This window comes from Actinomadura sp. BRA 177, assembly GCF_013372625.1.
Classification (GTDB): domain Bacteria; phylum Actinomycetota; class Actinomycetes; order Streptosporangiales; family Streptosporangiaceae; genus Spirillospora.
On the sequence record NZ_JABXFD010000082.1, the window covers coordinates 38,262 to 47,657 of the forward strand.

Annotated in this window: 4 protein-coding genes; all 4 read left to right on the plus strand. The window is 71.0% G+C overall.

The annotated features are described in order from the left end of the window. Positions 1-36 precede the first annotated feature (36 nt). From HUX53_RS01845 to HUX53_RS01860, 4 genes are read left to right on the plus strand one after another with little or no spacing between them, the layout of a single operon-like run. Positions 37-1,674, plus strand: coding sequence for a PD-(D/E)XK nuclease family protein (locus HUX53_RS01845; RefSeq protein ID WP_176401430.1), 1,638 nt, complete (start codon positions 37-39; stop codon positions 1,672-1,674). Further along, positions 1,671-2,822: a hypothetical protein gene (locus HUX53_RS01850; protein ID WP_176401431.1), complete on the plus strand. Its 1,152-nt coding sequence runs from the start codon at positions 1,671-1,673 to the stop codon at positions 2,820-2,822. The genes HUX53_RS01845 and HUX53_RS01850 overlap by 4 nt, the downstream gene beginning before the upstream one ends. Next, positions 2,815-6,411: a hypothetical protein gene (locus tag HUX53_RS01855; protein WP_176401432.1), complete on the plus strand. Its 3,597-nt coding sequence runs from the start codon at positions 2,815-2,817 to the stop codon at positions 6,409-6,411. The genes HUX53_RS01850 and HUX53_RS01855 overlap by 8 nt, the downstream gene beginning before the upstream one ends. A gap of 12 nt (positions 6,412-6,423) precedes the next feature. Beyond that, the gene (locus HUX53_RS01860) at positions 6,424-9,240 is read left to right on the plus strand and encodes a DUF3962 domain-containing protein (protein WP_176401433.1); all 2,817 of its coding nucleotides are present in this window, start codon (positions 6,424-6,426) and stop codon (positions 9,238-9,240) included. The last annotated feature ends 156 nt before the right edge of the window (positions 9,241-9,396 follow it).

The following is a 9,396-nucleotide window of genomic DNA, read 5'->3' on the forward strand; positions in this document are numbered from 1 at the left end:
GACTTAACTAAGTTCACAGTTGACAGAGGAGCGGGCGTGAGCGAGCTACCTCCGGGCACCGAGGGTGATGCCGGGCTCGTCCGGGTCGGGTTGCCGCTGCTTCGGGACGAGCCGCGCGGCTGCCCGCACGGACGGTCGGTCCGTGCTCGGCCGCTGGTGGTCGATCCGGACCGCGTGCGCCGCAAGCCGGTCGTCGACTTCGCGCTCAAGCCGGTGATGGACGTGCTCGATCTCATCGAGCACAGGAAGAAAGAAGTCGGCGCGGCGCTCGCGGAGCCCTGGACGTTCCGGAACTGCCACCCGTCCCACCGGGCCTGGGCGGAGACCGCCGTGACGAACTACCTGGCGGCACGCACGGCCGAGGAGGAGTCCCGCCGGGCGGCGGGCCATCCCGCCACCTTCCCTGTGCGGGACGAGTGGGTGGCGATCAGCAAGCTCGCCGCGGCCGACGCCCGGGGGGCGCGCCGATACGAGCGCACCGCGTGGGGGCGCCGCTACGTCTCCGCGGACGGCGGTGTACGGGAACTGTGGCTGCCATCTGTGAACTCGGTCAAGGAAGATCGTGCTCCCGCGGAGATCGCCGCCGCGGCGTCCGTGGCACTGTCCGGCGTCGCGGCCAAGTCCGGCTTCGGCCGTCCGTACCAGGAGGTCGGCGGGCATGCGGCCGCTCCCGCCCGAATCAGGGTGATCGCGGTCGGATGCGGGGACGGCGAGGTACGAGTGCTCGCCGATTGGGATGCGCACGAGGTCTCCCGGCGGTACGAGTCGCTGGCGCAGCCGGTGCTGAGGCGTCTGATCGGACGCACGGAACTCAACGCCGGTTCCGACTGTGTGAACTGCGAGTGCCTGGCCGGCTGCGCGCAGCCGACGCGCGCGCCCGGCCTGCTGGAGGTTCCGGCACCGTCCCGGCCGCGGAGAAGGCGGAGTGTCTCGGCCGCGGATCTCCGGGTTCATGACGATTGCCCGGCCAGGTTTCACCTTACGCGCGTGCTCCACCTCAAGACGCGCCAACCGGAGAACCTTGCGATCCGCCGCGGCAGGGCCGTGGACGCCGTCCTCAACGAACGACATGGCGGGCAGCGCACCGGGCGCGGCTGCCGCGATCTGCCGCCGCCGACGGCGCTGCCCGGGCTCGCCGAAGGCGAGACGGGTCCGGCGCTGCGGATGCTGGCGCAACATCGCGGCGTCTGCCCGCTGGACGGATTGCCGGCCGGGGAGCAGGTCCGGGCCCAGCCGAGGCTTACCGCCTACGACCCGGTGGCCGACGCCGTCGTCATCGCCGATCCCGACCTTCTCTACAGCGATGCCGGGGGCTGGGTGTGGCGGGAGACCAAGACGTCCGCCGCTCCGCTGTGGGAGGGCCGGCCGCTGCTGGAGAACTATCCGCAGCTCGCCCTCGCGGTCGTCCTGATGGCGGCTGGCGTCCTGGGCGGTGACCCCCGACGATCGCGCATCGAGCTGGAGGTCCTCTACGAGCACGGGGCGGCCTGCGAGGTCATCGACCCGTTCGACGAGCCGACGCTGGCCCAAGCGCGGACCGTCGTGGCCCGGCTCGCCGAGCCCTGGGCGTCGGACGAGACCTACGCCCCGTCCCCTGGGGGCCACTGCACGAGCTGCGAGGCGCTCGCCTGGTGCGAGGCCGGGCGAACCCGAACGAACGGAAATCGAACATGACCACGAACAGCCCGGAGCCCACCGGCTGGGCCCCGCATGACGGCGTCGTCCTGCTGCACACGCTCACCAAGGGCCTCATCGACCTGGAGGAGATGACCGACCTCGACGCGTTCGCGATGCCGTACCCGGCCGAGGCGCAGCGCGCGCTGGACCGGACCGTGCTCACCTGCCTGCTGCGCGGGGCCGACCCACCGCAAAGCCTCGCTCAGTTGCTCGACTGGTGCGCGAACCGGCCGCTGTCGGACTGGCCGCTCGACCTCCCCGACGACACGGTCGGGCCGGACGACCGGCTCCTTGACGGCGATTCGGCCCGGCCGACGGAGCTGTGTCACGAATGGGCGAAGCGCGGCCCCGACACGGCCGGGGAGCACCTCGACCGGGAGGTGATCCACACGGCCCTGCGCATATGCCAGGAGTACGGCGAGGAGCAGAGTTACAGCGCATTCCGGGAACTGTTGGTCGACCGGCCCGTGCTCACGTCCGCCGAGGCGTTCGAGGTGGCCGCTGACCTGCTGATGCAGCCGGTGCGCGACCTCATCGGCTGGATCTACCAACCGGTGCCGGCAAGCTACCTGCACGACGGTGCCTACGCGACCTGCGGCCGGTGCCGCACTCTGCTCACACCAACCCGTGATGGGACGTGGTGGTGTGAGCGGGACCGCTGCCGCCGCCAGGGGCCGCCGCCGGTCGGCCGGCTGCTGTACCCGGAGGAGATCGGTGAAGTCCTCCAGCTGCGGCGGCCACTCCGCCAGTTCGTCACCGGCCCCGGCCGGGCCGAGATGGACCTGGCGCGTGCGCTCATCGAACTCGGCCTGACCGTACGGATGTGGCCGGGATTCGACAGTTACGACCTGCACGTCACCTTCCCGTCCGGGATGGTGTGGGCGGTGGACGTGAAGGACTGGGCCAGTCCGCGGCTGCTGGGGCTGGCGGCCCGTCCCGTCCGTCCGACACCGCCCTATGACGAGGCGTTCTGGGTGGTGCCACGGCATCGCGTCGCCGATCGCCCCGGGTACGTCGCCGCGTTCGAGCGCAACCGGCCGGCCGGGGCCCGGGCCGTCCGGTTGCTCACCGACGACGACCTGGTCCGACTCGCTGCCGAACTGCTGCGCCGTCACCGAACGCCCGAAGGAGACCGGCATGCGTGATCGGACCACCTGGTACCGGGGTATCGCCGCGGATCTGGGACGCCACTGGAGCGCACTGCCGCTCGAACTGCAGGAGACCAGGCCGTCCCTGTTCTGCCAGGTCGAGCTCGCACTGCGACTGCTGGAGACGGTGGCTCCCGGCGAGGCGGGTGAAGGCGCGTACACGCTGCTCGGCGGTTACCCCTTCGCCCGCGCCATGGGCTTCGCGGTGACGGAGCAGGACGAAACGGCCCTCGCCTCCGGCAGGCACCTGCTCTGGACGCTGCGGCGTCACCGCACGTGGGTCCAGGCATTGGAGACCTACCGACGTTTCCCCGAGAGGCTCCGCGCCTATGAGGTGCCGCCCAAGGAGCAGCCTCGCAGGCTGAGCCTGACGGTCGCCGACGACAGGTTCACCGTCTATGACGCCGCGCTGAACGCTCTGCCCCCATTCGCCTCCGAGAAATTCAAGCTCGCCCCGGCCGGACGCAGCAGCTTCGTCGAGCGGCGGCGGATGGCCTCGGTCACGGTTCCCGCCGAACTCGTCCGGCCGCGCCCGACCGGACACGACCTGGCGGCGAGCCGGCACGGGGACGGCTCTCCCCTCACCGTCGCCCGAGGCGACCTGCTCGAAACGGCGCGGTGGATGGACGCCCGTGAACGCGACGAAGACGTCGAAAAGCCGGGCCACTGGGAGAGCCGCCTTTCGGAAGTGCACATCGCGTTGCGCGACGACGACGGAAAGTCGTTCACAGAACGGGAGCGGTTCCGCCTCGACGGCCTCGTGCACATGGCCGGCATGGTCGGGGCGGGCAAGAGCACGCTGATGATCCTGGTGGCGGTCTGGGCGGCGCGGCTGGCCAAGCCGCTGCGCACCACTCTCGTCGTCGGTGACGTGGCGGAGCAACTGCGGCTCAGCGCGCTGCTGGCCGGGATCGGCGTGCCCGCCGTCCCGGTGCTCGGCGCGAGCACCCGGGAGAACCACGTCCAGCGGCTGCATCGGCGGCTCGCCTCGCAGGGGCAGGGCTCCCTGCTCGAACATCACGACGAGAGGTTCGACCAGATGAGCACCGTCTGCGTGGTGGACGCCCTCCGCGGTACCGAAGCGAGCCGGCCACTGCGCTACGCCGACGCGCCATGCGTCTCGCTCCGCCCGGAGGAGCCAGGTGCCGAAGAGGAAGCCGAGGATGCCCTGCCGAGGCGGTTCCGTGCACGCGTGCCCGAGCCGGAATCTCCCCGCGTCCCCAGCGAGGAGCTCGGCAAGGCCCATGGGTGCCCGCTGTGGGGCGCCTGCCCCCGCCATCAGAGCGCACGGGGACAGGTCGAGGCGCTCGTGTGGATCGCCAACCCGGCGAGCCTCGTGCAGAGCGCGGTGCCGCGGCATCTCAACGACGAGCGGCTGCGCCAACTCGAACTCGCCTGCCTCCAGAGCGACATCGTGTTCGTGGACGAGGCGGACGCGGTGCAGATGCGACTCGACCAGATCTTCGCCCCGTCCGCGACGCTCGTCCAGCCGGGACCGGACTCGTGGCTCGACCAGTTGCACACCCACAAGATCGAGGAGCTGTCACGGCGGGCGAGGCTCCCGCTCACCGACGTCGAGATCAACCGGTGGAACTCGGCGCTCGGCGTGGTGAGCACCGCCACCGACGTCCTGTACCGGACGCTGATCGCCGACGAGGAACTGCGGCAGTGGGCCGACATGGATTACTTCAGCCCGTGGACGCTCCAGGAGAAGCTGCTGGCCGATTGGTTCCAGAAGCGGACGGCGCCGGAGGAGACCTACGGCGTCCCCGACGAACACGCGCTGTTCGAGGCGTATGAGAACGACGTGGTCGAACCCGAGCCGGTCACGGCCGTTGCCGATGCCCGGCGGCGCGAGCTGACCGAACTGTTCGATGCGTTCCGCGACGATCCACTCGGGCGGCGCGGCCCCTACGGGACCGCGACCGACGGCATGATCGACCTGGCCCGAGACCTCCTGCACAGCGACTCGATGAAGGAGACCCGCGCCCGCACCAGGACGTTCCTGGAACGACTGCTGGACGACACGCCCGCGCCAGTCGGCGACGGGGACTGGGTGGAGACGACGTCCCGGCGGCTGGAGTTCATGCTCCTGCTGTCCGCGCTCAACCACCGGCTCGACCGGCTCACCTTCCTGTGGCCGCAGGTCGAGGCGGCCCTGCGGCTCGACAACACGGGCAACGAGCTGGCCCGCAGGCCCCCGCTCGACTACGCACCGGTCATTCCCGAGTCGCCGATGGGCAACGTCCTCGGCTTCCAGTACCTGCCAGACGAGCGGGAACGGGACGAGGACGGGCGGCACAGCGGAACCCTGCGGTTCTTCCGATGCGCGGGCGTCGGCCGCGAACTCCTGCTCGCGCTCCCCCAGCTCGGCGGCGGCCCCGGCACCGGGCGGCCCGGGCCCCATGTGGTCCTCATGTCCGGCACGAGCTGGTCCGGCGCGTCCACACGCGCGCACGTGACCGCACCGGTCAGCGTGGTCCTGAAGCCGTCGGAGCGCGCGCTGGCGGCCGTCCGCCGTACCACGTTCTCCACCCGTTTCCTCTACGACGGCGAAGGCCACGCGATGAGCTTGTCCGGGACGCCGCCGAAGGCCCGTCCCACCGCGGCGCGCGCCCTGGCCGCCCGGCTCGGCGGCCCCGGCCGGGCCGGATCCGCCAGCCCGCTCGCCCAGGAACTCATGCTCGTCGAGGACGACACCCGCCGCCGCGCGATCCTACTCGTCGGCAGCTACAAGGAGGCCGGCGCGGTCGCGGCCGAGCTACATGCCATGGAACGGTGGTACGGCCGCGTGCGCGTCCTCGCGGCCGACGACTCGGACCTCGACGCTGCCACGCCCATTACCGCGGCGCCCGCGGACCAAGACGGGCCCGTCGGCGTACTTCGCCGCGGCGACCTGGCGACCTTCGCCGAAGACCCGAACGCGGAGGTCCTCGTCACCCCGCTGATGGCCGTCGAGCGGGGGCACAACATCCTGAACGCCCAGCGCAATGCCGCGTTCGGCACCGCGCTATTCCTCGCCCGGCCGCATCCCCGCCCCGACGACCTGTCCCTCGCGGTGTTCGCCATCAACGACTGGACGGCGCGATTCGTCCGCGACCAGGCCAGAGCGGACGACCGGGCCGGGCCCGCGACGTTCACCGAGCTCGTCGGCAAGGCGGCGGGACTGAACCGGGCCGGGCTCGACTTCCGGTACGAGGCCAGACAGGAGTGGCGGCGATTGCTGTCACGCCGGTACGTCTACTCGCGGCTCTCCGATTGGGAGAAGCGCTGCTTCGCATGGGACCAGCTCGTGACCATGTGGCAGGTCATCGGGCGGCTCGTTCGCGGCGGTGTCCCGGCCCGCGTCGTCTTCGTCGACGCCAAGTTCGCGCCGAAGACCGCCGCCGCACTCGCGCCCGGCAGGCGATCTGGTCCCGCACCCGCGCGGGACGGCCTCCTCGCGGGGCTGCGCGACGTTCTCACCCCCTACTTCGATCCGGCCGCCGACCCGGCGTGGTTCGCCGACTCCGCCGATCCGGCCCTGGCTCGCCTGCTCTACGAGCCGCTGTACGACGCGCTGTGCAACATCACCCACCGGACTTGACGGAGCCTCATCATGCCTGTTTACGACCGCGTTCAGGCCGCCGCATGGCTGCCCGCCTCCCCCGATGCGTCCCTCACGGCGCGCTACCGCGCGCTGCCCTTCCCAGAGCAGTGGTGGGACGTGATGCTCGACCTGTGCAACACCGGCCGCCCCGATGCCGCGGAGCCGTACCGCACCGTCCCCACCTATCGGATGGACCAGGTGCTGCAGACCCTCGCCCCCGATCACCTCGTCCTGGGACGCCCGTTCTCCGGACGGGGCGAAACCGGGTACTGGCTTCTCGTCCCAGAAGGCACCGCCCCACTCCCCGAATCCACGTTCCGGGCGCTCCGCGACACCTGGCTGGGCGACCTGCGCCCCGACATGGCCACGTCCCCTGAGTACCGCGAACTCCTGCGCGACGCCCGGAACCTACTGAACGAAGCGCCGCCGTCGTGGCGTCCCGCCGAACTGGAGCTCCTGCGCTGCCCGGTCACCGACGGCGGCACAGCGGCGCCACTCGACCATATGTACCCGCTGACCACCGACCAGGTCGCCCGCCGGGTGCTCGCGCTGGAGCCCTTCGACTTCGGCGGCGGCCGGCTGCGTTTCCACGCGGTGCCGCGCGGCCCCAAAGATCAGGGGGCCGAATTGGTGTCAGAACCGCTGCCGTTCGAGACGCGGGGACGGACCTGGTGGTACTCGGTCGTCCTGAACATCACGCTGCATACCGTTCCATTCGACGGGCTTCCCCGCATTCATCTGCACATCGGAATCCGGCGGTGGGCCACCCGGGTCGGCGCCAGGACCGGACGGCTGCACCTGGCCCGGGGCCGGAAGTCGACAGTGCTGCTGCGCCCCCGCGTGCCGTGGCTGCGCGGCGCGCCGGTCTCCGACCGGTTCGCCGTCGCGCATCTGGAACGCCGATGGGACAGGGAAGCCGGGGCCTGGACGACCGGCTGGGCCGGCGGCGGCCCCACCGGGATACTCCGCAAGATCTCGCTGGCGGAGCCGTTCCCGGACACCGAAGAGATCCTGGCCTCCCCGGAGAAGTGGCTGATCGACGACATGAGGGCTGCCGTCGTCCATAGCACGGCCATGGGCACGCACGGGGTCGGCGCAGGCCTCATGTCGGACCAGCGCTCGCAGATCATGGAGTGGGCGCAGGCGGCCATGCCGGCCGAGTTGCGGCCCGTTCCGGAGCGTGTTCGCACGCGCCTGGGATCTTCGGCGCCGTCCGCTCCCAAGGGGACGCACCGGGACCAACGCACGCGCAAGGCCACCGCCTACGCGATGACCTGTCTCGATGCCGCCACACCCGCCGACGGGCGGCCGGTCCTGGAAGCACGCCTGCTCTGGCAGACGCCGGAAATGCGGGACACCGCGATCGATGCGCTGACGACTCACCTCGGGCTGGTGGACGCGGACCACCCCACCGACGCGAAGTTCCGGGACGCCGTGCCCGGCACTCCGGCCGTCCTGGAATGGGTGACTCCGGAACTCACCGTGCGGCTGCGCTGCATGAAGCTGACCGGCGGACTCGGTACCGACCTGCCGATAATGGACGGTGCGCGCCCCACCAGGGCGACGGTGACGACCGCGATCGCGACCCGGCGGGACGAGGCGGCCGCGTTCCTCGCGGCGGACCGTCCCGGTGCCGTCCCGTCGATCGCACTGGTCGAGCTGGACCGAGCCGCCGACTTCGCGACCCCGCACCACGACCCCAAGTTCGCACTGCGGCTGGGATTCGCCAAGGCCGGTGTGCTCACCCAGTTCCTCGCGGTGCCCAAAAAGGTGAAGGGCTACAACACGGTCGGCAACGCCGGGCATCGCGCCCTGATGGCCTGGGACGACGCACTGCGTCAGCTCGGCGCCCGCTACCACACGCGGCCGAGCCCCGACACAGGAGTGCCCGCCGAAATGCGGTACGCGGCGATCTGGATGGTCAGGAGGAATCAGAAGAGCCGCACCCGCTGGTCGGGGTACGTCCCTGTCGCGGTGCTCGTGACGCCGGGTCCTGAGGACGGCACCGCCCGCGTCCAGGGGTGGGACGCCGCGGCGGACGCCGGCGCCGGCGACTGGATCTCCTATCCAGCCATGCTTCTGCGGCTCACCGAGTATGCCGACGTGTCGTCCGCGGCGCCGGACGTGGCGGACGAGAACGACGGTCCCGTTCGGCGGCCGCGCAGGCGGAAGAGCATGGACGAGCAGCGGAGGGCCACCGAAGAATGGCTGCAGAAGGTGCAACGTTCGCTGCGTGGCGTGCCGACCATGTTGCTCGCACAGGCGCAGAACGCTCGCTCCCATTGGACCTGGCTGCAGGACGGAAGGCTCGAGGCCGACCGCATCCGCACCGGGCACGCTCCGGCTCGCCGGCTTGACCCGGACCTGCGGCTCGTGCGCGTCCGCAACGGCCGGGACCGGGAGACCGCGCAGTGGTGGGGTGTCAACCGCGATGACGGTCCCAACGGCCTCCCGTCCCATTTGTGGGTGCCTCAGCATGGCGGCGGCCGGGTTTTCTGGAGTACCACTCCGAAGCCCGTGCAGTTCCAAAGCTCGGCGGTCGTGGCGGACAAGCTCGGCGGGCGACGGCTCACCCAGGGCCCGCGAGCCGGAGAACTGACCGTGGACACCGACAAGCCGGCCTGGAATCCGAGCCTGGTAGAACTCGCGGTGCTCGGCTGCCACGAGTCCGACGGCGATGTTCCGGAGGCTCTGGCGCTCGCCGTGCACCATCTGCGCCAGCCCGCGGACTATCCGGAGGCACTGAGCCTGCCTCTGCCGCTGCATCTGGCCGGGCTGGCCCAGCAATATGTCCTACCACTTCCCTCGGAAGGGTCAGGAGGCTAGGGAGTCGCGGGTGGTCATGAGGGCGAAGCCTAGTACGGCAGTCGTAGAACGTGACCTGAGCGGCAGGCATCGGTCGTAACGTAGGACAGCCGCCCGATGATCTTCGAGTTGTGACGCAAGAAGATTGGGCGGCTGCTGCCGTCATGGTAGAGGCCG

What these genes read in the sequence shown, in the direction of transcription:
- HUX53_RS01850 (WP_176401431.1), top strand. Translation starts at nt 1,671, where the DNA reads ATGACCACGAACAGCCCGGAGCCCACCGGCTGGGCCCCGCATGACGGC.
- HUX53_RS01860 (WP_176401433.1), top strand. Translation starts at nt 6,424, where the DNA reads ATGCCTGTTTACGACCGCGTTCAGGCCGCCGCATGGCTGCCCGCCTCC.
- HUX53_RS01855 (WP_176401432.1), top strand. Translation starts at nt 2,815, where the DNA reads ATGCGTGATCGGACCACCTGGTACCGGGGTATCGCCGCGGATCTGGGA.